This is a genomic window from Bacillus sp. MC1252 (assembly GCF_056838025.1).
This window is the reverse complement of the sequence record NZ_CM166369.1, coordinates 462,572-487,435: the sequence shown is the minus strand read 5'-3', so window position 1 is coordinate 487,435 and position 24,864 is coordinate 462,572. Positions and strand designations below refer to the sequence as shown.

The following is a 24,864-nucleotide window of genomic DNA, read 5'->3' as shown; positions in this document are numbered from 1 at the left end:
CAAACGTTTCAACTTGCTCCTGTTACTTTTTAAAATGATATGGAAGGGTGGCGACAATAATATCCCGCTTCCATAACAAACGGAATCTTAATAAAAAAGCAGATTGATTATGCAAGATGGTATGCCATCTTTTTTTCGGGATAAATTGAGGCACGAGCACCATCACTTTGTATTGATGCGCATTTGCTTTTGCCTCAATCGTTTCAAGAAATTTATCAAGAGGGTGAATGAGACTTCGATAAGACGAATGTAAAATCACAAGACGCACATCACTATTCAGCTTTTCCCAATCTGCTTCAATCCTCTTGTCTTTCTCTTTATCAAAGGAGACGTGAACCGCTATGACCTGCTCTGATAAGGATTTTGCATATTGAACAGATTGTTCGACGACACGTGTTACACCTGCTATTGGTACGATGACCACATTTCCTTTGATCTCAACAGGCTCTGTTTCATTCAATAAACGTAGTTGTTCTCCTACAGACAGGTAATGCTTTTTGATGGAATGAAACATAAATAGAACGATTGGCATGAAAATAAAAACTGGCCATACAAGGTGGAACTTGGTCAAAATGAGAATCATGAGAACCGTGAAAGAAATAAGTGCTCCCAGTATATTAATTGGCATTTTCATTTTCCAGCCCTGTGGTTTTTCACGAATCCATTTGACACACATACCGGTCTGAGACAAGGTAAATGGAATAAATACACCAACAGCATATAACGGAATCAGGTGTTCAGTTTTCCCATCAAACAGCCAAATAAGCAGCATGGAGGCTACGCCTAAAAAGATAATGCCATTGGAGTAACCAAGTCGATCTCCTCTTACTGTAAACATGCGCGGCATATATTTATCTTTTGCTAAGTTGACAGCCAATAAAGGAAAGGCTGAAAAGCCGGTATTTGCCGCTAATATCAAAATTAACGCCGTGACAGCCTGAATAACATAATAGAAAAACGTACGTCCAAATGTGTCTGATGCAATTTGTGACACAACCGTTTCTTCTGGCTTTGGCGAGATGCCAAAACCAAATGCAAGCAGTGTCACACCTAAAAAGAGAACGGCCAGTAATCCCCCCATCATCAGTAATGTTCTCGCTGCATTTTGTGCAGCTGGTTTTCTAAAGGATGGAATCGTATTTGAAATGGCTTCTACTCCAGTCAGAGCAGAACAGCCAGACGAAAATGCTTTTAATAAAAGAAATAATGTAATGCCTGACACATGTGTGCCAAATGCTGTATGCTCAGGTGCTGGCGGCACTTGCCCTGTTAATAGTTTAAAGCCGCCGACTCCAATTAAAATGAGAAGTGAAAATACAAACAGGTATACAGGATAAGCCAGAATAGATGCCGATTCCGTCAACCCACGAAGGTTGAGCACCATAATCACTATGACCAATACAATTGAAATCAAGACGTGATATGGATATAGTGCTGGAAAAGCTGATGTAATGGCATCGGTACCCGCTGAAATGCTCACTGCTACAGTCAAAATATAATCTACCAGCAATGATCCACCAGCGATCAGCCCTGGTTTTTCACCTAAGTTCCTGCTAGAGACGACATATGCCCCGCCGCCTTCTGGATAAGCATAGATAATCTGGCGGTAAGATAGAATTAACGCCATTAAAAGAATGAATACACAACCTGCAATCGGGAGTGAGTACCAAAACGCTGCCGCACTGACGACTGATAGAACAATCAAGATTTGTTCTGTACCGTATGCAACTGATGACAATGCGTCTGATGACAATAATGCCAAAGCTTTGATTTTTGATAGTTTTTGTTCTCCTGCTGCCTGTGATTTTAATGGTCTACCAATTAAAATACGCTTCATCAAACTGTACATGTGATGCCCGCTCCTTTAGTGTCAAACGATTTAAGTTACAAAAGATCGATCACCAAAAAGACACAGAGGCAATAGAATGCCCCTGTGCCTATTGTTTAGATCACAGGTTGGTCTTTGCTCTCTTTAACGCTTACGAGGTTAGCTGACGGATTCGGGCGCATGAGACTTTGCCCTACCTGAAAAGGATTCACCCCACGTGGTTTTTATACCACAATTGGTTCCCCCGCTCATCGAAATGATTCAGCGATTGGTCTTTTATAAAAGAGATCATACTCCCGTTCGACACCAAAGTAAAGAGATTTTTTCAAGGTCTTTTGATCGTTTATGACTCAGTCTTTTTGCGGTTTTTTCGTAAGAAATAGATAATCATCACTAGCACAAAAATGATGAGCGCAGCTATACATACAAAGTAGATCCAAGACTCACTGCTGCTTTGTTTTTCACCTATTTTCAGATTGCTTGATGTGCTGCTGATCGTTTGATGATTAGAGAACATGTCTTTGTTTTTGCTCTCTATCGCAACTGTTGCGGTCTCTGTATTTGTTTGGAGGAAATGAATCACTTCATTTGACACATCAGCTTCAGCTGCATTCATTCCTGAAAAGACTATCATTGTCTGTTCTTTATTCCAAACAGATGGCTGCGTCCATACAATACGAGCAGTTGTTTCGTTGATCATGCCAAAAGAGGATACATCATATTGTTCCTTTTTCGTCGGAACGATCAGATCATTCGCTTTTTCTTTTAAAAGAGAGAACGTTTGAATGCCCCCGATGAAAATGAGAGAGTGATTCTTCAATTGTTCGTTTGTCACATTAGAGGCTTTGATCAAATGATATTGAGCAGCTGCTGGCTGACTAAATGATTCTGTGAGCATCGCCATTTGATTGATCGTTTCACGGTTGATTTGATCCGGCATGATGATCAATGTTTTTTCTTGCTGAGCCTTTGAAGTGAAAGGAAGCGGCCATACAGCTAAATCCGGTGTATCACTAGTTGTTCCTTCTGGAATTTGAAGAGAACTGTTCTTGTCAATGAAAATCCAGCCTTCTTCATCCGTATGTCTGCAGGATTCCATGTTTTTAAAACCAGTTGTGACAAATTGCAAATCAATATATTCATTTTTTTGAAGTACGTGTGAATCGACTGGAATAGACACATGATAGAATCCATTCTCATCTTTGTTTCCTAGTTTTGTTAATGGTACGTCGTGCGGTTCGTCATTGATCATAACAGTTAGGCGTTCTGCTTTGTTCGCTGCATCAGATTTTTTAAATGACAGATTTAGCTTGGCGCCTGATTTTCGGTTAGCAATCAATGCTCTCGGATAATAGTAGTGATCAGAAGCCGTCTTTTTGGTCCCAACAGTGACATCATCTCCGCCAAAATCTTTTAAACGGATATGGTGAGATGGCTTAGAGGTTTTAGCTGCGACCTTTTGAAGCATTAAGTCCGTACCAGTAAGTTGACCTGTCAGTTCTGGTTGAGTGAGAACATTGATTTTTTCAGCAATTGTTCTTGGCTGGTCAGCTGTGACAAATAAGACGGGCTGTTCTTTTTTCTTTGCTGTCAGGGTTCTTACCGCTAACGTGAGATGATTACTTTCTGTTTTGATTTTCGCAGTTTGTTCAATCGATTTGATCCTTCCATCCCAGCTTCTTTTCGCCCCAATAGCAATGGTTGGATGCGCGATTTGCTTGCTGTCCTTCTCCTGAATGAGTTTGATGTCCGCTAGGCGGTCTTTGTTTTTCAACGTACGGTATACCTTGATGGCTGCTTCTAATTCAGCCTCATCTGGTGTATTTGGAAGCACAATATTTGTTTGCTCTTTCTGATCACCTGTTTGAATGAAAGGTGATGGGAAGCTGTCTAATGTGAGGTCTTTCGTTTGAATGCCTTTGAATGCCAGCTTACTTTCAGGATATACCTTCAGCCAATTGGCAGGTGTCTCTTGATTGATACACACACCTTCTTTTAAGACACCGTAAAATGCGAGCTGAATCCGATGAGATCCTTTTTTCAATTGCGCTTTGTTTAATTTGATTTGAATCGATTTCTTTTGGTTTTTCCCTGATACAGGGATGGTCTTTTCAATCTCTCCATCAACCATAACAGTGAATGAGGATGGTGAAATGAGTAATGGTGAAGCCTCTATATTCAATGTAAGAGTGCTAGACTCTACTTTTTCTTTCTCAACTTGATAGGAAAATTCAGTGCGGTCTTCTTGTCCGTATAAGGTCACCACATCTTCTGTTAGATGCTGCGTTTCTGCTTTACTTCCTTTTGATGAACGTACCCAATCATCTTTCACCTGCACTTGATCTGATTGCGCCATTGCTTGACCTGCCATGAAAAAAGGCTGAATGGCAAGGGATAATGCCAATATAAAAATTATCCATTTTACCGATTTCAATTTGTCACCCGCTTTTCTTTTGTTGTTGATCGTAACGCTCAGTTTTGTACCATTTCACTTCTTGTTTCAATACTCGGCTCTTTGCCTCTACACATAAGGAGTACACAACAAGCGCAATCCATACTTGAGAATAGGTGAAGTACATGAGAGCCACAATGAGAATGTTCTGTTTGGTCAGCTCTGTTTTCTCAATACTCAATGTAATCATCACTTCTGTTAGAAAGAGGAAGAAGGCTAATCCCCATAGAATCAGTGCGACAGCCCCTACAGATAAGTGAAGGTCAACAAATAAGTTCACGATAAATATGCCATTTGAAAGCAGCACACCGAAGAAAAACAAGAAATACGTAAAGAAAAAATAAAATAAATCGAAAATCATTCGTTTTCGTTTCAGCTTCATAAACTGCCTTAAAAATTTAAGTACGACATATTGATTGCCTCTAGCCCAGCGCGTTCGCTGCCGCCACCAGACCTTCCATGTCTCAGGCTCTTGTTCCCAGGTGATCGCAGCAGGGAAAAATCGAATTATATATCCAAGGTTATATACACGGATCGTTAATTCGGTGTCCTCGGCCAAAGCATGCACATCCCAGCCTCCAAGCTCTTCCAAGATGTGCCGGCGGATCGCGAAGTTTGTGCCTGGTATTGTCGCAATGCCAAACCACTTCCATCTCCCGCCCTGCGCCATCCATTGAAAGCAGATGGTCTCAATATTAATAAATTTGGTAAGCAGGTTTTTGGCTGCATTGATGACCCTGAATTTCCCGACAACAGCGCCAGCTTTTGGATCATTCAATAACCCAAGAACTAAATGATAGACAGCCTTTTGTTCAGGCGTGTTATCTGCATCATATACACAAATCATTTCTCCTGTAGAAGCCTTCAAGCCTTCATTCAGCGCAGAGGATTTCCCCTTTCCTGCAAATGGCGGCTTCGTTTCAATCATATGGACATGATCATATTGCTCACTGAATGATTGTACGATGTCTCCTGTGCGATCAGAGGAATTGTCATTAATTACAATGATTTCAAGAAGATGTTTTGGATAGGATAGTTGAACCATGGCTTTTAACGTTTGCCGAATGACCACCTCTTCATTATGAGCAGGAATAAGGATGCTGACTGTCGGCAGCTCTTTCCCTTGTTTCGTCCATTTAGGCAGCTCTTTTTCGTAGGTTAGATAGTGCTGAAAGCCGCCCTGCATCAGAAACATATGGTATAGGAGCATGATCCAAATCAGTATTAATGAAAGATAAAATAAAACATCAGCCACCTGATTTTCTCTCCTTAAAAATTCGTTTTTTCATTGTCAGCCTTAAATACAATGTGTAAAAAGCAAATGCCACAATAAATAGCAGCACCACCACTGTGAGAATTCGCAGCATATTTTCCATACCGCTTCTCTTGACAGTTTTTGTTTCTGCTATGTTGGATTGCTGTACTTGAATATGTCCATTACCTGAAGTTTTGATCTGTACATGTGCGGTTTGGACAGTCTGTTTTGTTTTCTTTAAATCCAGCCATTCACTAGAAGGGATCGCCTCCATCTGTGTCATCAGATCCTGTAAACCATCTACCCCCGATTCCACATCATAGGACATCCCAATCGTGGCAGATTGAAGATGCTGCATGGATTGAATCGTTTGTTCCGTCAGAACGTTTGAATTCTCTTGGTCAGACGCTGTATCTACACGCTGTTCAGGATATAAGGTCATGCCATGGAGCATGGCTGGTGTCGTCATAAATGGCGGTGCACCACTTGTTTTCGATGTGCGGTCCGAAAGCTGCACCTGCCCAAAAAGACTTGAAACATGCCGAGAAATCACTTGATAGCCTTGTTGAGATATGGCATCATGCGGCACCTCGAATGCAAGTGGATATAGTCCTTGCTGCGTTAGAAGCTCAATGCCTTTTGTCAGCTTTTCCTCTGTATAGATGACTTCTTGGTGCAGAGCGGATTTGGTATAAGCATCGAAGTCTTTTTCATTCGGAAAATGGCTTTTACTCAGCTTCTTTTCGGCTTCATTCGGTTCATTTGAAGTAATGGCCTGATCGTACTTTGCATCCCAAAACTCAAAGCCTTGACCAGATTCCTCGGTTCGGTACGTACGGCTGAATCCATGAAGGATCACGCTAGCTCCATTGCTTTGCAATTGTTTTAACGCATGCACAAGCTGAGGCCGTTCACTCAGTGTCACTTCATCACCTGTTGCCGAATCAATCCATACTGGGGTCACCGCTATCAGAAAAGGAATATGCCGGGCGGATACGTATTGTCCAAGTTCAAGCAGCTTCTTCTCGTCAGTGGCTGGACTGATATTCCCCAGCCGTAAGTATTTTGTCGTCATTTGATCAGAAGACGGCAGGAGTGTTTCTAGCACTTTTGCAAGAAGCTTGTTGTGCTGCACTACATCTAAAATTCCGATATATGCCGCACTTTCTTTTGTTTGAACCACAAATGGCAGAGCAGCTTGATTTTTCTTCAATAGAAATTCACTTCGCAGATCTGCCCCTTGAACCGTTAGTGCTGTAATACCTCTCTCCAGCTGACGGTAGGTCTGATCATGTGTATGTTTGATTTGACTGGTGTGATCTTGTTTTTGAAAAGTGAGCTTGGAGAACGTGCGAAGCTGTTCCGCATTGTATCCAATGGCCATTAGACGTTTTGATTCGTTGATCGCACGAATGGTTTGTTTTGGTAAGGTTTTCTTTACTTCACCGATATAGATGACTTGCTGAAATTCATTGAGCTTTTTTTCAGCGGTTTGTTCATCTGATAAAACTGTCGTTTGTTTGGAAAAATGACCGACGAGTAAATCAAGCATATGAACAGCTGGAGTCGCTTCCCCCGATTCTGTCGAATAAATAATGAGGGTATCCGGCTGCGTGACAAGAGCATCGGCTAAAGCTATATGTTTGAACGAGAGCATCGAAAAAAGAGCAATCAACAAACCGCATTTCATCAAAGGATTAAAGTTCATTCATTATCATCTCGTTTTCTAGTTCTTCTAAAAATTGCTCTGGTGTTCGATAGTCCGAGCTGCTTGTTAAATGACAGACATGGAATGTCAGGGTCACTCCACGACCGTTCAGTAAGACATGCGTTTGCAGTTTATCCTTTAGCTTATCAAGGACGACAGAGACGTTTTCTTCAGGTGTGTGGGTGAGCATCAGACCCATTCGTTCTTCAGATATTCGAAATTTCTTATCGGTTTCTCTCACACTCTCGCGGATCTTGATACTCAATTGCTGAAAAAGGTGCTGCATTTCTTTTTCTCCATATAATGATTTGAATTCCGCTGCGTAGTGCATATGAAGAAGGATAAAGACAAATGGCTGTTTGTATCGTTCTGCCCGTTTCATTTCCTCGGACAACTCCAGCTTCATCCGCTCTGCATTGTCAAATCCTGTTGTTGAGTCAATCGCCACAAATTGTTTGATGGCCTGCTTTTGTTGTTCAATGGTGTGACGCATCGTCTTGATACGCTCATGCATGTTCCCTGCTGAAATAGCGAAAAAGAGAAGTGCCACACCCCAGATCACAACATCTTGCAATGTTTGATTGGAAAAGAGCAGATTCGTGAGTCTAAGCTCTGAAAAGAACATGACGCTTCCTATAAAAAACAAAATAAGTAAGGTAAAAGTTAATGCTGGTAAAATACCAAATAAAATGCCGCATCCTAACACGACAAATGTCAGCGCGATGATCATGAAACTCTCCGCATCATGTACGTTTAAGTAGCCCATAAACAAAATAAGACCTGCAAACGTGAGGAGCAGAGAATAATACAAGCGATACGTGTTACTGAATAACCGATTCATTTAGAAGCTCCCTTTCTGCAATAAGAGGCAATAAGTTATCAAAAGAGTGTGTGTCTTTTTCGTTCATGTATCCTCCGTAATAGGGCTTAAGAGGATCTTGGATTTGTAATTCTTTCATTCGGTAATAGACATCTTTTGCAAAATCCAGCTCGTTTTGATTGAGAGCATATAAGATCACCAGTGCATATACCGAGGGCGATTCATACGTCACAGCTGGCTTCAAAGTGCTTAGTTCATATCGTCCGTACAATTTTCCTTCTTCTTGAAAATTTGTTTTCAGCCATTTCATGATCGCAGATGTATCAACCTGTGCACGTTCGGCATGGAGAGCCGTATAAAGTTGATCAATCAAGTTGATTTCTCGATCAAATGAGTAGGCTTTTTTCGCTATGTCATAGGATTTAGGAAAGAATCCTTTTTGTCTCGGTGCATTTTTTAGAATGGCCAATTGGTTGCTCATCGTTTGTTTCGTGAATATTTGGAGGGATACCAATTCTTTGATTGCTTTTGGGTCCATATATGAGAGTGTGATTGTGTGTGAAGTTTGCTTTGTCGATGCATCATAATAATCGGTGAGTATGCCCTTGAACATGTTGTTGTCTTTTAACGCTTGTGCGATTTCTTTCGCTGTGGTCTCATATGCTGACTTCTGCCACAATTGATCTGCCTTTTGAAGTGCTGCCACTACACGTAAATCATCGACTAAAGCATTGACCTTACTTTTTTGATGAGATTCAATTTGCCAGCTGAGGAGATCATGATCTAGTAAGAATTGAGTGTGCAGAACGTCTACCTGTTGATCAAAAGAGGCTTGATCTTTTTTTAGAACAAGATAATCCATCCAAAGTCCAAGCGATTCAGATAAATAGAGGTTCTGCTCTGCAAAAGAGGTGCGGATCATGCCCTGATCTGTCATTAAGTGGTGATTGATGAAATATTCTCCTGGCAATACAGGCTGTGCTGATTCTGGATGAGCTGGCTCTTTCTCCTGGTTCCAGGTACATCCGCCTAGTAGAATGACAATGAATATAACGATAGCCGTACGATGTATGGGTGTATCCATTCGTGTCCCCCTTTCAACTCCCAGTTCTCTTAGCATCTAACGATTTATTATAGAGCGTTTCTGTTTAAATTCAAATAAATATTTTATACCAAATTACGAGTCTTTTCGCATATGCATTCCCATTTTCAGAAAAAAAATATGCCGATATGCTTGATTGCACTGAAAAACCCATGCGGCCTCGCATGGGTTTTTACACAACTATTGATCTAATTTTAATTTCTTTAATTGTTCAGCTAGTGCGTTATTGATCGGCTCTTCCACTTTCTTTTGTTTCTTCATATATTTAGATACATCATGCTTACTAGCTCGTTTTTGATTGGATTGTGATTTGCGTTTTTCGAAAACAGACAGCTTTTCTCTATGACCGCACACACAAGCAAAGATTTTGCCATCGCCTTCTCCGCGCAGCTCGAGTTTTTTATGACAGTTCGGGCAGCGTGCATTTGTTTTCTTCGCCACGTTTTTTCTGTGTCCGCATTCTCTGTCCTGACAGACAAGCATTGTGCCATTTTTTCCGTTCACTTTCAGCATAAGTTTTCCGCAATCCGGACAATGGGTTCCAGTAACGTTGTCATGCCTAAAGGTTTGGTTCGTCTGTTTGATTTCAGATACAGCTTGTTTTGCATATGACTTCATTTCACTCATGAATTGAGAAGCTTTCAATTGGCCTTTCGCAATTTTCGAAAGCTTTTGTTCCCATTCTGCTGTTAAAGCAGGAGACTTCAAGTCTTCAGGCACTAAAGAGAGCAGCTGTTTCCCTTTCGATGTGATGAAGATGTCTTTGCCTTTTTTCTCAATTAAAAAGCTATTAAAGAGCTTTTCAATGATATCAGCTCTTGTTGCTACCGTCCCTAGACCACCGGTTTCACCAAGGGTTTTCACTAAGTCCTTTTCCTGGTTCTGCATAAATGCCGCTGGATTCTCCATAGCAGATAAAAGGGTCGCTTCATTAAAACGGGCAGGAGGCTTCGTTTCTCCTTTTGTTTCTTTCAGAAGTCGTACTTCAAGGGACTGGCCTTCTGAGAGTAGCGGCAGATGCTGATCTGCTTCGGCTGATTCCTCGTCTTCATAGGAATCATCGTACACGGCTTTCCAGCCAGCTGATTGAACGATTTTCCCTTTTGCTGTGAATGTTTCACTGCCTATCTTTGCGATAACCGTTGTTTCCTCGTACTCAAAAGGGTTCATAAGAACCGCAAGGAATCGTTTGGCAATCAGGTCATATAATTTACGCTCTTTATCACTTAATGCACCAGGATACAGCTCTTCCTCGGTTGGAATGATCGCATGGTGATCCGACACTTTGGCATCGTTGACGAAGCCTTTGTGCGCTTTAATACCTGATTGTAAAATACGGTTCACATGCTGCGCATATGGTCTGACGTTCATTCCTTTTAACCGATCCTTTAATGTGGGAATGATATCCGCTGAAATAAAACGGGAATCTGTACGCGGGTAAGTGACGAGCTTATGCTGCTCATACAGCCGCTGAAGAGTAGACAATGTTTCTTTTGCCGAAAAGCCATAGCGTTTGTGGGCATCACGCTGCAATTCTGTCAGGTCATATAACCCTGGAGCAAAGGCCTTTTTGGCTGCTTTTTTCAACGCGTCAATCACTGCCGGTTTTCCTTTGCAGCCTGCCAAGCGCTCCTTGATCAGATCCTCCTGGAATGTGCGGTTTTGCTTTGTTTTGGCATCCTGCCATGTCAACGTGAGTCCGTCTACTTGTGCAGTCAGCCCAAAGAACGGCTTCGGCTGAAATTGCTGAATGTCTTCCTCTCGCTTTGCGATCATGGCAACGGTTGGTGTTTGCACCCGTCCGCAGGAGAGCTGTGCATTGAACTTGGTCGTCAGCGCTCTTGTCGCGTTGATCCCTACAATCCAATCTGCCTCTGCACGTGCGACCGCTGAGCGATACAGGTTATCATATTCTCTGCCGTCTTTTAATCGTTTGAATCCTTCTTGAATCGCTTTGTCCGTGACAGATGAGATCCATAGTCGTTTTAACGGCTTTTTCACATGCGCTTTTTCAAGAATCCATCTTGCGACAAGCTCCCCCTCGCGTCCAGCATCTGTTGCGATGACAATGTCTTTTACATCTTTTCTCGCAAGCTGCGCCTTTACCGCTTGGAACTGTTTGCCTGTCTTTTTCATCACCACAAGCTTGAGCGGCTCTGGAATGATCGGTAAATCCTCTAAACGCCAGGATTGAAATTCTTTTCCATAGCCCTCTGGATCAGCCAGTGTCACCAAATGGCCAAGCGCCCACGTCACAATGTATTGATCTCCTTCTAAATAGCCATTTCCTTTTTTATGACACTTCAGCACACGCGCAAGGTCACGCCCTACTGAAGGTTTCTCTGCTAATACAACTGTTTTTGACACTAGATTTCACATCTCTTTCTTCTATCCATCCTTTTATTATAGCAGACGTGGAGACGCGGTTCTAATGACGAGTTATTTCTTCAATCGTTTGATGATTTCGTTTGTGACCTCTTTTGTTTGATAGGCTCCGCCAATATCTGCGGTTAAAAAGCCGTCTGCTGTGACCGATTCGATGGTTTCGAGGAGGTGTGCGCCCAGCTCTTCCTCTCCGAAATGATCAAGCATAAGTTTAGCGGTCCAAATTTGACCGATTGGGTTGGCGATCCCTTTTCCCGCAATGTCTGGAGCTGATCCGTGTACCGGCTCAAACATGGATGGATATTTGCCATTCACATTGATGTTGGCAGCTGGCGCCACGCCAATACTTCCCATAATGGCTGCACCAAGATCAGTCAAAATATCGCCAAATAAATTACTGGCCACAATGACATCGAATTTTTCAGGTCTTGTCACAAAGAAGGCTGAGAGCGCATCAATATGCTGCGAGTCTGCTGCCACCTCTGGGTATTCCTTTGATACGGCTTGAAACACTTCATCCCAAAATGGCATTGTATGGACGATGCCATTGGATTTTGTTGCGCTTGTTACATGCTTTCGTCTCTTTTCTGCTAGTTGAAAAGCAAAGCGCATGGCACGCTCTGTCCCTTTTCTAGAGAAAACAGCATTTTGAATGGCGAGCTGATCTTCCCCTTGATAGATGCGGCCCCCAATTTCACTGTATTCACCTTCACCATTTTCTCTCACAACAAGAAGATCGAAATCCTTTGGCTGGGCAAGTGGTGAGCGAATGCCGCTCAGCTGTTTTGCAGGTCTGACGTTAATCACCTGCTCAAATTCTCGTCTAATTTTAATGAGCAATCCCCAAAGTGAGACATGATCAGGCACTAAGTTGGCATCTCCGACAGCCCCTAAAAAAATGCTGTCAAAGGCCTTCAGTTGATCCAATCCATCCTTCGGCATCATTTCGCCATGCTCTAAATAATATTCACAGCTCCAAGGAAAATCCTGAAAGGAAAAAGACAGGCTGCCATGCACTTCTGATATCGCTTTCAATACTCGTACTGCTTCAGGTACTACTTCTTTCCCGATCCCATCACCTGGTATCACTGCAATTGAAAAATGCTTCATTGATTTTTCCCCCTTATGATTGGTCGACCGTCGACTAGTTAAGTTGAGTTTACTAGAGAGTACATGTTCTTTCAATGGACAAAAAGCGCTTTTTTGATTAAAGCGCCTTTTTATCCTGCAAAAGCATCGGGGCTTTCTGTTTCTTTTTCCCCTTGTCTTTTTTATCTGAAAGAAGCAAGCCTCCTAACGTCAGTGCAGTTCCAAGCACTGACAAGAGGGTCAATCTCTCTTTTAGAACGATCATTGAAATGACCATCGTGATAATGGGAACCCCATAAATGTACACACTTGATTTCACCACACCCAGCGTTTTCACCGAAAAGCTCCATGTCAGGAAACAAACCGCGGAGGCGAAAAGACCTAAAAATAGCAAGTGAAAGGCAAGCGATGGATTCGTCAATCGCTCCCAGTCTAAACGAATCTTAAAATGCCATAGCAGCGGGATCATCCATAGCAATCCGTAAAAAAAGACACGCCTTGTCACCTGAATGATATGGTAGCCATATTGGTTGATCATCTTCGATAAAATAGAATAGAAGGCCCAGACAATCGTAGCAGTTAATGCTAGAACATCACCGAGTGGATTCAATTGGAACGTCGTCATCCCGTTAAAGCTAATCAGAACAATCCCCATCATAGCGATGAAAAAGCCAATGAAAAATTGGATATGCAACGGCTCATCTTTTAACAAAAAATAAGCCAATAAAAAAGAGAAGAATGGCACAACCGAGCTGATGACACCCGCATTTGAAGCAAACGTATAAGTAAGTGCAACATTTTCTAAAAAATAGTACAAGACCACCCCGCACAGCCCTGCAAGCGCAAACATCCCTTCATGCTTTTTATGGCGTACCTTCATGGTCACCGGATAGATAATCATAAGGGCAAGATACCCAATGAAAAAACGAAGAAATAAAATCTCTGTCGGAGAAAAAGCCGTTAATAATATTTTGGTTGATATAAAGGTAGATCCCCATAAAAAAATGGTAAACATGGCCGCTAGATGACCAAGCAGCTGTTTATTTTTCATCAGCTGTTACCTGCTTTGCAAAGATTTGCTGATATTGTCCTGGCGTGAGCCCAATAAATTCTGAAAAGAAATGACTCAAATGACTTTGGTCAGAAAATCCAGCGGAGACAGCCGCATCTACAGGCTTCAATCCTTGGGCGAGAAGTTCCTTCGCATAGTTCACTCTGACTGTCTGTAAATAACGATAAGGCGTGGTCCCTCTGAACTTTGTAAAAGCTCGAAGCAGTGAGTATTTGTTCATTGACACAAGCTCACCTAATTCGTCTAACGATATATTTTCCGTGAGGTGCGCCTCGATATATTCCTGTACGTCTTGGACTTTCTGTTCATTAGTATGCGATGCTGACGCTTTTTTCTCTGGCATATCAGCATAGGCTCCGATCAGCTGCTTCATGAAAAAATAGAAGGTTTCCTGTTTATTCAAAGCAGGAGCTTCTTCTGTGATCATTTGATGAAGCTCATATAACGGCTTTGTCAGGTCACTTTGTGAAAACACAGGGGCTTTAAAATGCGGCTTGTGCTGAAACATCTTCTCCATCACGTCTGCTTCAATATTTAAGCAGCGATAATCTAACGTCTTGTGATCAATTTGTTCACATGCGTGATTATCATATGGATTGAAAAGAAGAATATCTCCCTTTTCAATGATGTATTCTTGATTTTGGCAGATTAAACGTCTTTGACCGCTTTCAATAAATCCAATCACATAGTATGTATGAAAATGATTTGGGAATTTTTGCATGATGCCATGAAAGCGATACGCTTCTATTTGCAAGTCTTGGTCAAAGTGCACAGTTCGTTCTTCTTGTGTTTTCATTTCGTTCCCCTCTTTTCACTGAACTGATCATTAGTGTAGCACACCGTTTTTCTCTTCGATTGTACGATATTGACTTTTTGATGCGGGCTTGCTTAGGGGCAGGAACTTGGATAACATGAGACAAAAGATCATGAGTAAAGAGGGAATGATGGGATGAATTCATTCGAGATTGAAAAATCAACACCGTATCACATGCAATTTTATGAACAGCTGAAGCAAATGATATTTGACGGGCAATTCCAGCCAGGTGAGCGCATCAATGAAACACAGCTTGCCAAGCAATTTGGAGTAAGCCGATCGCCGGTCAGAGAGGCGATGAGGCTTTTAGAAAAGGACGAGCTATTAATCGCTCATCATAAATCAGGCTACTCCGTCTATACGTTAACGGAAAGAGATGTTGAAGAACTTTATCAAATTCGGATGGCCTTAGAAACACTTGCTGTTCAGCTTGCTTGCAAGGAAGCCACACAAAAAGAGATTGATGGAATTGAGCAGGTTCTCACGCAGGCAGACGAAGCGATAAAGCAGCAGCGGCCATCTAAAGACATCGTCCAGTTACACGAAACCTTTCACCAAAAAATCATTCTATCCAGTCACAATGACCGCTTATGTAAACAATTGAATCACGTGAATGCACTCATTCATTTTTGCCGCATCTTCCATTTTAGCGGCGGGACGCGTGCTGAGACAATTCAAAGGGAGCATGCAGCCATTTTCGATGAGATCAAAGAGCGCCGTTCCACGGAAGCCGTTCAAACGATGACAGACCACTTATTACATGATGTGGCGCACTTAAAGCAAGTACTCTCTGAAACAACCAAAGGTTAACCGCTTCTTCATTTTTCCCATTTTTTAAGCATTACTTGAACATATTTTGAATTTTTCGTAGATTTTAGCATGTTCAGACATCTTTCGTTTATATTAGAAGATGAGAAACTAGCTTTTATACAGGAGGATTTGTATATGCATACAAGTATTAGCCGTCTGAGACAGGCGGGTTTTATTGAGGGTATGTCTCTTTTAACCCTTCTTTTAATTGCCATGCCTCTAAAATATTTTGCGGATATTCCGATGGCAGTCACCATTGTGGGCTCTCTTCATGGCGGATTGTTTGTGATCTATATGCTCGTTTTGGCATATGTGACATTTAAAGTTCGCTGGCATTTAAAATGGTCCATCGCCGGTTTTTTTGCGGCATTCATCCCTTTTGGCAACTTCGCCTATGATAAGGTGCTTCGCCAATTTGATACAAAGTCTTAATCGAAAAAGCGCTCCTGTAAAGGAACGCTTTTTTAAATCGATGCATATTTCACAATGGTTGCTTGACGCGTCATTTCGTGATACGCCACCCATAGTTCATCACCGGGCAAAACGCTAGTGATTGGATCGATTGGCTGTTTCACTTCATACAGCATGCCATTTCTCTCCACCTGAATAATCGCTAACGGGAGATGGCCGATCACCCCAGCAAAGGCAACATTGGTCACTTTTGCACTTCCTTGTTTCTCTTGTAACAGGGACATTTCTCTATCCAGATCTTCTTTCTTTGTTTGAATCGTGATTTGAGTTCCTGCTGCGATCTGCATATGATCACGGATGAATTGACTGACCGTTTTTGCGATGGACTGCTCTCCGTTTGAAACAGTCACATCCAGCAGTACAGGTTTTTGTTCATGAATGGCAATTGAAATCAATGGTATTTTTTTCAATTGCCATTCATGAGGTTCCTTTACCTTATACGTGAGTGCACCGAGAATGTTTCAAGCGCCAGAGGAATACCATTCAGCTACACAAAATCCATATTTTACAGATTTGGTTTTTTGCGATAAAATCCAATCAGATTCAAAAAAGGAGTTATTCCATTGGATAAGCTATCATCTATCATTCTAGTAGCATGGCTGCGTGTTCCCCGTTGGTTCAAGCAATGGCTGCTCGTATCCATTTCCATTTTCTTTTTTTATATGTGCTTTGTAAAGGGGCTGACTCGCTGGCACACCTTGCCGCCCGTCACCTTGCTCTCATGTGCCATTGGTTCCTTCTTCATTTGGATGCTGTGGCTACAAGGTCAAAAAAATAAGTGAAAAGAGGAAAATGATGAAAGAACCCATTCTTTATTTTGCTGTCTCTTTTGTTCTACAATTGATTTGGTTTGGTATTGTGCACCCAGATAAAGGCGTGACACTACTGGACATGCTCATCTTTTCTATTTTGTTTGCGGTGATGTTCTTTTTTATTGAGCGGATTTGGCGGAATCAGAAGAAAGGAAGAAGTGAGTGATGATGAAGCATGTCCTATTGACTGCTATCACCTGTTTGTTGGCTGTTCTATTTTTGATGGCGAATCCTTTTGGCGGGGACGCTATGCGTATTTTTTCTACCTTCATCTTTCCTTTCCTCGGGATCATCGGTCTCGGGATCCTATTGTTTGACCCACTTAAAAAGGCTGCCAAATAGATGGCAGCCTGCTTCTTACTCTTTTCATGCAAATAAATAATCAATTTGTGATCTCCGTCACGGAGTTTATGAATCAAGATTCGATCATATCAGTGTGTCATATGTGTTCCGAGTGAACCTACGTTTGAAAGTAAACGCCATGGAAGTTCTGGATAACAAGACAACGAAAGCCCTACCTCTCATTCGTCCTTACGGCTCCGAAGCCGCGCCAGTGTGAATTGTAAATCAAAACGTCTTTTTTCCATTCTTCCGCTTTTTATAGGGGGGCGGTGCAGAAGGAAAAGAATAAGTTTGTTCGCTTTGACAGCGTCTCGTTCTTATCAAGTAGAAGCTCTATTGCTTCTCATTATGTCATAGAAAAAAGAAAGTTTACTTTCTTTATTTATTTGCTTATTTCAACACTTAATATAAAACTATATCACGTTCCCCTAAAATACGCAAGTGTTACAGCGATAATTCTGCTGGTGTACCGCTTCCTTCATTCATATAACGGATGGAGGTTGGTTCAATCTTCAGAATCACTAGGTTTGGATCGCCTTTGCCTTTAAACCATTTCTCCATCTCATTTGACCAAAGGCGGTCGACCAGCTCTGGATCATCTGTTAATGTAGCGGTGCCTGCAATTTCTACATAGGTATCACCGAATCCTTCGCCTGTATATCCAATGAGAATATGAACATTCGGGTTTTTTTCAATTTCGTCTGCTTTATGTGTTTCTTTGCTCGTTGGTGTATATAGCGTCAGCCCTTCATGGAAAAAAGTCATGTAGCGGGTATGCGGCTGATTCTGTTCAACAGTCGCTAGTGTTCCGACCTTTTGCTCATCTAATAGGTTTAGAACCTTTTGCTTTAACTCTTCCTGTGACATATATCTTCACTCCTTCAAAATTTCATCCGTACTCATAGGTTTCCACGACAATCCATTCATTAAACAAAGAAATGTGTTTTTCATAAAAAGAGAGCTTCTAGCTGATGCTATAGAAAACAGGTTCAATGAAGGGAGAAGTCGAACATGCATCATGAAACGATGTTTCATTTGGTTTCACTTGTCATTGCAGCAGCTGTTGTGGGCATTATCGTATGGTCTGTCACATCTGTGCAGAAAAATCGCAAGAAATACTAAACACACCGCCCAATCAAAGCTGGGCGGTGGCGCTGTTGATCATGTATTCATAAAGGAACCGCCATTGACGTGAAGTGTCTGGCCCGTCATATAAGACGATTCGTCAGAGGCAAGCAGCACGAAGCAGCCGACATGCTCAACAGGCTGTCCTGGTCTTCCCATTGGGGTTTCTGCCCCGAAGCTTTCCACACTGTCTTCGTCAAATGTAGATGGAATGAGCGGCGTCCAAATTGGACCAGGCGCTACACCGTTCACCCGAATCCCATCTTTCACAAGCGACTGTGCCATAGAACGAGTAAAGCCGTTGATGGCCCCTTTCGTCGCTGTATAATCGATGAGCACTGCGTTACCTCGATATGGATTAATGGATGTTGTATTAATAATTGAACTTCCCGGTTTTAAGTAATCAAGTGCCTTCTTCGTAAAATAAAAATAGGAATAGAAGTTGGTTCTAAAGGTTTGGTGAAGCTGTTCACTAGAGATATCTTGAATACGTTCTTTCGGATGCTGTTCAGCCGCATTATTCACTAATATATCTAATTGACCAAAAGCTTCAACCGTTTTTTCTACCGCTTCCTCGCAAAAGGCTTCGTCTCCGACATCTCCTGCAATCGTCAAGCATTTGACGCCTTCCTGCTCTACACGCTTTTTCGTATCCTCTGCATCCTCATGTTCATTTAAGTACACAATGGCGACATGTGCTCCTTCTTTTGCATAGGCAACAGATACAGCACGTCCAATTCCACTATCTCCGCCTGTAATCAGTGCTACTTTCCCTTTGAGCTTGCCAGACCCTTGATATGATTCGTCCTCAAAGATCGGCGCAGGATTCATTTCCCTTTCACTGCCTGGCTGCTGATCCTGTGTTTGACGCGGAATGCCATTTGTTAAATATTCACGTAAATTCATGTGTAAGCTCCTCCTTGATTTGTTGATGTATCCTTTCATTACCACTGCATTTTTCCACTCAAACATCCCTATGCTGTACGAATGCGTTTTGAAAAACAGGTGGTCATGTTTCAACATAGGAAAAATCGGTTACATGATCATCAAAAAGGAGCGTTCTCATATGCTGTCAACCCTTTCGAAAACCTTTAGCAGACCAAAAGGCTGGCTTGGAAGGATCGCAGGCTTCATTATGGCAAATGAAAATAGAGCATTGAATCAGTGGGCGATCCGCCATTTAGAGCTTGATGATGGTGAACATATTTTAGAGATAGGCTATGGCCCCGGCTATAGCATGAAACATATGCTTAAGCATTACGAAGATCTTCATCTTCACATTGATGGGCTGGATGCTTCCTCGACCATGCAGGAGCAAGCACAGTCCCGCGTCAGCAAACGTTCAAAAGGCGAACAGGTCCGGCTGTATGTTGGGAAAATTGAGAAAACACGTCTGCCGGGAGAGCAGTATGACAAAGTGCTTTCTGTTAACAATTACACGATTTGGGATGACCCAAAGACCGGCTTACTCAATCTTTATCACACCTTAAAGCCGGGCGGAAAAATCGCATTGTGATGCAGCCAAGAGAAAAAGGGGCTGACGCCAATCGAACAAAAGAGATGGGTGAAAACATACTGAATGACTTACAGTTTGCGGGGTTTGACCATTTTTCTGTTCAGTACGAGGAAATTCGTCCAACCCTCGTTGTCTGTGTCACAGCAAAAAAGCCGAGAAGCGAATAAACTCTCGGCCTTTTTCTTACCACTTTGCCTCTTTTACAAATTGATAGAAAAGCTGATGTAATTTTTGTTCAATCTCTTCCTTTGCCCCATGTCCATACAGCGCCATGCTCTCTTCACTTTCAATGATGGATGAACTGATCAGACTAAACATTTCAGAGCCTTCCTTGCCAAGCTCTAGCGGCGCCAGCATCATAAGCATGCGTGACATCATCTGCTGACCGCCATCCATGCTTTTGACCTCGTATGCCTCATCAAGATCATAGATATGAAAGATTGGCTCTTTGATGAGTTCATGCTTTAAGTGAAAAAGAGCAAACGTAGTACCTGGAATGCCTAAACCGCCTTGCTGTTCACGTTCAAGTAAGCTAGTTGTGACATTGTCCGCATGTTTTACATATCCTTCACTTTCAATCTGACGAAGCAGCTGTCTGATTGTTGCCTCATGATGCGGCAGCGTCTTCTTATTTTCGATTGTAAAATGAGACAAAATGCCGCGAATCACAGACATATAGTTCGTCACCTGCTCTGTAACCGCCATCATATCAATGGTTTCTTGCACGGGTTCTGTTACAGATTCTTTCGTTCTTTTTTTCTCTATCATATAAGGAATCTTTCGTTTAATATGAGCCTTCACACGCAAGGCGTCATCCTCGTTTAAAAGCGGACTGACCATGATGTAATCGATATGATCATAGGGAATAGGAACCGTCGATACAATCATGTCATAGCTCGCGGCATCAATTTCCTTTAGCTCCATCAAGGAAGATAAATCGAATTTAGCGATCTCTGGCAGCTCTTTTTTCAACCGTGATGCGAGCATTTTAGAGGAACCGATTCCGCTTGAGCAAACGACCAATGCATGAATCTTTGTTTCTTCTTTTTTGATTTCAAGCACTGAGCCAAAGTGCAGCACAATAAAGGCAATTTCATCCTCTGGAAATTCAATCTCCGGAAAGAAACGCTCGACTCCTTCTTCAATCGCCATGAAAAGCAAAAAGTAGTCTTTTTTAATTTGCTGTGTGAGCGGGTTATAAATTCTCATCTTTTCCTTTAAACGGTTCATCGCAGGTTCGAGATGAGACACGAGTCCCTCGTACAATGAATCATTTTCATTTAAATGATAGCCCGTTTTATTTGAAATAAAATCAATGAGCTTTTTCGTTCTCAGTGCTATATCAAGCTCAATCTCATCAATGCGATATTCTGCCTGAAAGCTGCGATTTGCACTGCGCAGGTGGATGGTCATATATCCGACCTCTGCTTCAGGAATCTCTACATTAAACATTCGTTCAAGTGCTCTTGCGATTCGCTGTGATGATTGAAACTCTTTCGTCCGCTTTAGTTCAAGCAGCTCTTCTTCTTCCATGCGAATGGTTTCGCCAAGCTGAATGCGTTCGATGGCATACGTTAAGTGAACGACAAGTGCAATATATGCACTATCAGACAATGAGAGCGACAGTCGATTTTTCAAATGAAAGAGCAGTCTTTCTACCTTGAGCAGCTGTCCTCTGCTGACAACGCCAAACACCTTTTCCGTCGCCTTCGTTCGATGTTTGATATTCATTTCAATCGTTTCCAAAAATAATTGAATGTCGAGTCGATCAACAATGAGATTGCCAACAATTTTTCGTTTTGCTTCCTCAGGCCCTTTTAATTCAATGCCGTACCCGCGCTTTCGAATAAGCTGCAAGCCGTAAGGAGCGATCCAGTCCGTCAGCTCATCTAAATCGTAGCTGATGGTCGCATTTGTTACCTGCAGGTCGGCTGCGAGTGTATATAATTTAACCGGTTCCTTCGCTTCAAGCAGCGCACACAGGATTAAGAGCTTCCGTTCATCAGAACTATATTCGATTTGATCCTCATTTGAAATATGAGCAAGAAGCCGCTGTTTATCCTCCTGTTCGCCAACCGCCTTCAAGCCTTTCCCCGGCTGTTTGTCTAGCGAAAGGTGGTAATTCTTTAAAATAGGTTTAATAGATTTGATTTCTCTATGGATGGTTCTTGTACTCACCTGGACAGAATCGGCTATCTCACGAATGGTGACATAACGATTTTGCTGAATCATATATTTGATCACTTTCTGTTCTCGTGCCGTTATGTACATGAAATGCCTCCTTCTGCTTACATAGGTCTATTGTCACACTTTAATATAAAACGCTTTCAACAAGCGATGCAATCTTTAGTTCATCTGACTTTGGCACATTGACTGTGACAAAAATGAAAGACCATGTCCCGGTCATACGTTTTTCCAAAATGATGGTCCATACTCCTTTTGATGAAATTGAACCTTTTGTTCACGGAAGGGCAGTGTGCCCCCAGCTCTTAATGAATAAGTTCGGTTGTATACTGGAGAGCCAAAGCAATAATCCATCGTCCCTTCCTCCGGCCGGAACATGACAGTTCGCATTGTCCCAAACAACTCCTCATAATTGTGCACAGTCAGACCATCTGGATATTCTGTCTGAAATAGCTTGACGAGAGAATCGCTTGATCGTTGTTCTTCTAAAGCCTCCATTAACATTTCGTACCTGACGACAGAATGGTGTTTGGTCATCCCTTTTACCGTTTGATCAGCAAGCGGATGATTCGTTGCTGCAATATAACCACGCTCCGGTCTTCTAACAGCTTTTTGTCCGTCCATCATTTCAATTGCAGCCGCCTCTCCTTTTCGATCGGCAAGCATGAGGTGCACATTTGAGGCAACAGGCATTTCCTGTATAGAACGAATGGCTTCCTCAACTGTTTCACAGTATTCCAAAACAGATCGAATCACATGATATACTTGCAAACCAGCAACGGCTGGAGGCTTTAAGCCGGGTTCATTGCCAATTGGCGGCCCGCATGCAGAGAATGTCACAGAAAGCCCATGCTCATTCATCCCGTCAGACCTGCCAAACAACAGCAGTGACGAGCCTGTATGAACGGCCAAGCCTTCTACATGTGTAGACACAAGGCGCATATCATCAAATATCGGGGAAAAGTCATAGTTACGCAGCAACACCGTTTGTTGATCTGTCGTCTTTTTTCCCTGCATCACGCAATGGGAGCAGCCTGGCTGAAGATGCGATGAATAGTAAAAGGTCAAATAAGTTTCATCCAATTTCAGTTCATCACAAAACCCCGCGATCTCTTCATCTAACTGAGGAAGATAGGGACGAAGCAGCTGCTTTGTTTCCTTCACAGCCTCTTTTGCCACCGGTTCTGATCGAATATATTGTGTCTTTAGCAAAGGGTTCTCTTTAAGCCAGACAGCCTGCTGCTTTCCCACCTCATAAGCTGTTCCTTTCATTTCATGAAAATACGCGTTGATCTCCTTCATGTATACACCTCTTTTGTCTTCGTTTCTTTTATCATATCGAAACAGCCCTTCATTTAAAAGAATGAAAAAAACTGCAATCCCACCGGATTACAGCTGTTTAGAGGATTGTTGAAACAATGCTTCTGCCATTGCTTCATATCCTTTATGGTTCGGATGGAATTGATCAATCGATAAGTAAGCTCTTTCATGTCCTTCAAATGCGTGGTAAACATCCACAACTTCTACATGCGGACTAGCTGCCAGCAATCGAAGATGATGGTTGTACTGCTGCAGCCATCGCTCGGCTATCGGTATTTGTGGAAAAGGATTATATAAATTCAATAAATACACGCAGTATGGCTGATGCTGCCCTTTTTTGATCTGAGCGATTTCTTGAATCATCTTGCTAAAATTCGACTGACAATGCATGGACGCTTGCAGCAGTTTCTTTTCATCTCCACCTTCTTCATACTGCTGAACAGCTTGAACAAGATCATTCCCGCAGCCTGTAATGGTGATGATGTCCGCTTTTGCAATAGCACGTCTCACATCAGACCGCTTGAAGAGCTGTAAGATTTCCTCCGTCGTTAACCCTGATTTCGCAAAAACGGACAGCTCGACCGGCGTATGCAGCTTTTTTTCAAGCATCGCCCTTAACCGCTCGGCAAAGCCTCCGCCAAATAAACGTGCCCCCACCCCAACCGTTAAGGAATCTCCAATCGCAACATAGGATCGTCCCACTCTTATCCCTCACTCTCTCCTGCCTTCTCTTATATATACGAAAAATGAGAATAGATGCTTGTAGCAGATGGCTTAGGAGCATTCATCTTTTTTTCAAATCCACAGGATGAGACGCCTTTACAAACTCTTTACTTGCGATCTCGATCGATTTTTTGTTCAATAGGAGTAGGCTTTTTATGCTTAAATCCTTGTTTCAACGTGTTCCAGAAAAATTTACAAACTTTTTATCTTGATTTCGAGACTTTATACCTTGACTTCAAACTACATTGTGATTACAATGAAAATATCAGTTTTCATGTAACTGTGCTTGTTACATCTTTTTCATAGCATTCCAATATGATTAAAGATGCCACATATTCAGTGTATCTTTGGGATACGCTAAAAAAAATCACTGAAACAGAAAGGATTGAATGAATTATGGCAAAAGTTTTATACATCACTGCACATCCACATGATGAAACAGTTTCTTACAGTATGGCTACTGCTAAAGCATTTATCGAATCTTATAAGGAAGCAAACCCAAGTGACGAGATTGTACATATTGATTTGTACAAAGAAAACATTCCTCACATTGACGCAGATGTATTCGCTGGCTGGGGCAAGCTACAATCTGGTGCTGGCTTCGATACACTTTCAGCTGAAGAGCAAGCAAAAGTTGCTCGCCTAAACGAATTAAGCGATCAATTCGTTTCTGCTGACAAATATGTATTTGTTTCACCACTTTGGAACTTCTCATTCCCACCAGTTCTTAAAGCATACATCGACTCTGTTGCTGTAGCTGGTAAAACATTCAAATATACAGAGCAAGGTCCTGTTGGTTTATTAACAGACAAAAAAGCGCTACACATCCAAGCACGTGGCGGATACTACTCTGAAGGTCCTGCTGCTGAGCTTGAAGCAGGCCACCGTTACCTTGGAACAATTGCGAGCTTCTTCGGAATTCCTTCTTTCGAAGGTCTTATTGTTGAAGGTCACAATGCTGAGCCTGCGAAAGCAGAACAAATTAAAGCAGATGCCATTGAACGTGCAAAAGCTTTAGGAAAAACTTTCTAATCAA

The 24,864-nt window shown here is 42.2% G+C and carries 24 protein-coding genes and 1 riboswitch; of the genes, 8 read left to right on the top strand and 16 right to left on the bottom strand.

Annotated features, from left to right (window positions below; all coding sequences use genetic code 11):
• Positions 1 to 22: 22 nt before the first annotated feature.
• From ACYH0L_RS02360 to ACYH0L_RS02315, 10 genes are all read right to left on the bottom strand, one after another.
• On the bottom strand, positions 23 to 1,849 hold the full coding sequence (locus tag ACYH0L_RS02360; protein WP_230031312.1) for an APC family permease: 1,827 nt from the start codon (positions 1,847 to 1,849) through the stop codon (positions 23 to 25).
• Positions 1,850 to 1,961: 112 nt separating this feature from the next.
• A riboswitch (cyclic di-AMP (ydaO/yuaA leader) is annotated at positions 1,962 to 2,105 on the bottom strand.
• A 66-nt stretch (positions 2,106 to 2,171) separates the two neighbouring features.
• Positions 2,172 to 4,262, bottom strand: a complete 2,091-nt coding sequence (locus ACYH0L_RS02355; protein WP_482354325.1) for a cellulose biosynthesis cyclic di-GMP-binding regulatory protein BcsB — start codon at positions 4,260 to 4,262, stop codon at positions 2,172 to 2,174.
• A 4-nt stretch (positions 4,263 to 4,266) separates the two neighbouring features.
• On the bottom strand, positions 4,267 to 5,490 hold the full coding sequence (locus ACYH0L_RS02350) for a glycosyltransferase family 2 protein (protein ID WP_283775085.1): 1,224 nt from the start codon (positions 5,488 to 5,490) through the stop codon (positions 4,267 to 4,269).
• 37 nt (positions 5,491 to 5,527) lie between these two features.
• Positions 5,528 to 7,243, bottom strand: a complete 1,716-nt coding sequence (locus ACYH0L_RS02345) for a DUF2334 domain-containing protein (protein WP_482354324.1) — start codon at positions 7,241 to 7,243, stop codon at positions 5,528 to 5,530.
• Positions 7,233 to 8,084 carry a diguanylate cyclase domain-containing protein gene (locus ACYH0L_RS02340; RefSeq protein ID WP_099726010.1) on the bottom strand — a complete coding sequence of 284 codons (852 nt, stop codon included), beginning with the start codon at positions 8,082 to 8,084 and terminating at the stop codon, positions 7,233 to 7,235. Before ACYH0L_RS02340 ends, ACYH0L_RS02345 begins: the two co-directional genes overlap by 11 nt.
• Entirely contained in the window at positions 8,065 to 9,147 is a 1,083-nt protein-coding gene (locus tag ACYH0L_RS02335; protein WP_099726011.1) for a glycosyl hydrolase family 8, read from the bottom strand. The genes ACYH0L_RS02340 and ACYH0L_RS02335 overlap by 20 nt, the downstream gene beginning before the upstream one ends.
• Before the next feature lie 198 nt (positions 9,148 to 9,345).
• Complete coding sequence (locus ACYH0L_RS02330) at positions 9,346 to 11,532, bottom strand: DNA topoisomerase III (RefSeq protein ID WP_482354323.1); 2,187 nt, start codon at positions 11,530 to 11,532, stop codon at positions 9,346 to 9,348.
• 72 nt (positions 11,533 to 11,604) lie between these two features.
• The gene (locus tag ACYH0L_RS02325) at positions 11,605 to 12,660 is read right to left on the bottom strand and encodes a tartrate dehydrogenase (protein WP_099726013.1); all 1,056 of its coding nucleotides are present in this window, start codon (positions 12,658 to 12,660) and stop codon (positions 11,605 to 11,607) included.
• Between the two features lie 97 nt (positions 12,661 to 12,757).
• Positions 12,758 to 13,690 carry a DMT family transporter gene (locus ACYH0L_RS02320; RefSeq protein ID WP_099726014.1) on the bottom strand — a complete coding sequence of 311 codons (933 nt, stop codon included), beginning with the start codon at positions 13,688 to 13,690 and terminating at the stop codon, positions 12,758 to 12,760.
• Positions 13,680 to 14,507, bottom strand: coding sequence for a helix-turn-helix domain-containing protein (locus ACYH0L_RS02315; RefSeq protein WP_099726015.1), 828 nt, complete (start codon positions 14,505 to 14,507; stop codon positions 13,680 to 13,682). The genes ACYH0L_RS02320 and ACYH0L_RS02315 overlap by 11 nt, the downstream gene beginning before the upstream one ends.
• A gap of 153 nt (positions 14,508 to 14,660) precedes the next feature.
• On the opposite strand from ACYH0L_RS02315, the gene ACYH0L_RS02310 reads away from it, so the two are divergent.
• Positions 14,661 to 15,335, top strand: a complete 675-nt coding sequence (locus ACYH0L_RS02310; protein WP_249704754.1) for a GntR family transcriptional regulator — start codon at positions 14,661 to 14,663, stop codon at positions 15,333 to 15,335.
• Positions 15,336 to 15,470: 135 nt separating this feature from the next.
• Positions 15,471 to 15,767 (top strand): DUF3817 domain-containing protein, encoded by a 297-nt coding sequence (locus ACYH0L_RS02305; protein WP_099726017.1) that lies wholly within the window; start codon positions 15,471 to 15,473, stop codon positions 15,765 to 15,767.
• 32 nt (positions 15,768 to 15,799) lie between these two features.
• On the opposite strand, the gene ACYH0L_RS02300 is transcribed toward ACYH0L_RS02305, so the two are convergent.
• Complete coding sequence (locus ACYH0L_RS02300) at positions 15,800 to 16,216, bottom strand: hypothetical protein (RefSeq protein ID WP_482354322.1); 417 nt, start codon at positions 16,214 to 16,216, stop codon at positions 15,800 to 15,802.
• A 153-nt stretch (positions 16,217 to 16,369) separates the two neighbouring features.
• Between ACYH0L_RS02300 and ACYH0L_RS02295 the strand changes: the two genes are divergently transcribed.
• From ACYH0L_RS02295 to ACYH0L_RS02285, 3 genes are read left to right on the top strand one after another with little or no spacing between them, the layout of a single operon-like run.
• Positions 16,370 to 16,588 (top strand): hypothetical protein, encoded by a 219-nt coding sequence (locus ACYH0L_RS02295; RefSeq protein ID WP_099726018.1) that lies wholly within the window; start codon positions 16,370 to 16,372, stop codon positions 16,586 to 16,588.
• Positions 16,589 to 16,601: 13 nt separating this feature from the next.
• A complete protein-coding gene (locus ACYH0L_RS02290) occupies positions 16,602 to 16,784 on the top strand; it encodes a FeoB-associated Cys-rich membrane protein (RefSeq protein ID WP_099726019.1) in 183 nt (60 codons plus the stop codon).
• Entirely contained in the window at positions 16,784 to 16,960 is a 177-nt protein-coding gene (locus tag ACYH0L_RS02285) for a hypothetical protein (protein ID WP_180275457.1), read from the top strand. The genes ACYH0L_RS02290 and ACYH0L_RS02285 overlap by 1 nt, the downstream gene beginning before the upstream one ends.
• Positions 16,961 to 17,404: 444 nt before the next feature.
• On the opposite strand, the gene ACYH0L_RS02280 is transcribed toward ACYH0L_RS02285, so the two are convergent.
• Positions 17,405 to 17,827: a pyridoxamine 5'-phosphate oxidase family protein gene (locus ACYH0L_RS02280; protein WP_099726021.1), complete on the bottom strand. Its 423-nt coding sequence runs from the start codon at positions 17,825 to 17,827 to the stop codon at positions 17,405 to 17,407.
• 294 nt (positions 17,828 to 18,121) lie between these two features.
• Positions 18,122 to 18,991, bottom strand: coding sequence for an SDR family oxidoreductase (locus tag ACYH0L_RS02275; RefSeq protein WP_230031303.1), 870 nt, complete (start codon positions 18,989 to 18,991; stop codon positions 18,122 to 18,124).
• A 133-nt stretch (positions 18,992 to 19,124) separates the two neighbouring features.
• On the opposite strand from ACYH0L_RS02275, the gene ACYH0L_RS02270 reads away from it, so the two are divergent.
• Together ACYH0L_RS02270 and ACYH0L_RS02265 are read left to right on the top strand one after the other, a co-directional pair.
• Positions 19,125 to 19,601 (top strand): class I SAM-dependent methyltransferase, encoded by a 477-nt coding sequence (locus ACYH0L_RS02270; RefSeq protein WP_482354321.1) that lies wholly within the window; start codon positions 19,125 to 19,127, stop codon positions 19,599 to 19,601.
• On the top strand, positions 19,598 to 19,768 hold the full coding sequence (locus tag ACYH0L_RS02265; RefSeq protein WP_482354320.1) for a hypothetical protein: 171 nt from the start codon (positions 19,598 to 19,600) through the stop codon (positions 19,766 to 19,768). Before ACYH0L_RS02270 ends, ACYH0L_RS02265 begins: the two co-directional genes overlap by 4 nt.
• 16 nt (positions 19,769 to 19,784) lie before the next feature.
• On the opposite strand, the gene ACYH0L_RS02260 is transcribed toward ACYH0L_RS02265, so the two are convergent.
• The 3 genes from ACYH0L_RS02260 to ACYH0L_RS02250 form a co-directional block, all read right to left on the bottom strand.
• A complete protein-coding gene (locus ACYH0L_RS02260; RefSeq protein WP_482354319.1) occupies positions 19,785 to 21,872 on the bottom strand; it encodes a BglG family transcription antiterminator in 2,088 nt (695 codons plus the stop codon).
• A 132-nt stretch (positions 21,873 to 22,004) separates the two neighbouring features.
• Positions 22,005 to 23,087 (bottom strand): C45 family autoproteolytic acyltransferase/hydrolase, encoded by a 1,083-nt coding sequence (locus ACYH0L_RS02255; RefSeq protein ID WP_410610280.1) that lies wholly within the window; start codon positions 23,085 to 23,087, stop codon positions 22,005 to 22,007.
• An 87-nt stretch (positions 23,088 to 23,174) separates the two neighbouring features.
• Complete coding sequence (locus ACYH0L_RS02250) at positions 23,175 to 23,807, bottom strand: GDSL-type esterase/lipase family protein (RefSeq protein ID WP_230031299.1); 633 nt, start codon at positions 23,805 to 23,807, stop codon at positions 23,175 to 23,177.
• A 417-nt stretch (positions 23,808 to 24,224) separates the two neighbouring features.
• Between ACYH0L_RS02250 and ACYH0L_RS02245 the strand changes: the two genes are divergently transcribed.
• Positions 24,225 to 24,860, top strand: a complete 636-nt coding sequence (locus ACYH0L_RS02245) for an FMN-dependent NADH-azoreductase (RefSeq protein WP_099726026.1) — start codon at positions 24,225 to 24,227, stop codon at positions 24,858 to 24,860.
• The last annotated feature ends 4 nt before the right edge of the window (positions 24,861 to 24,864 follow it).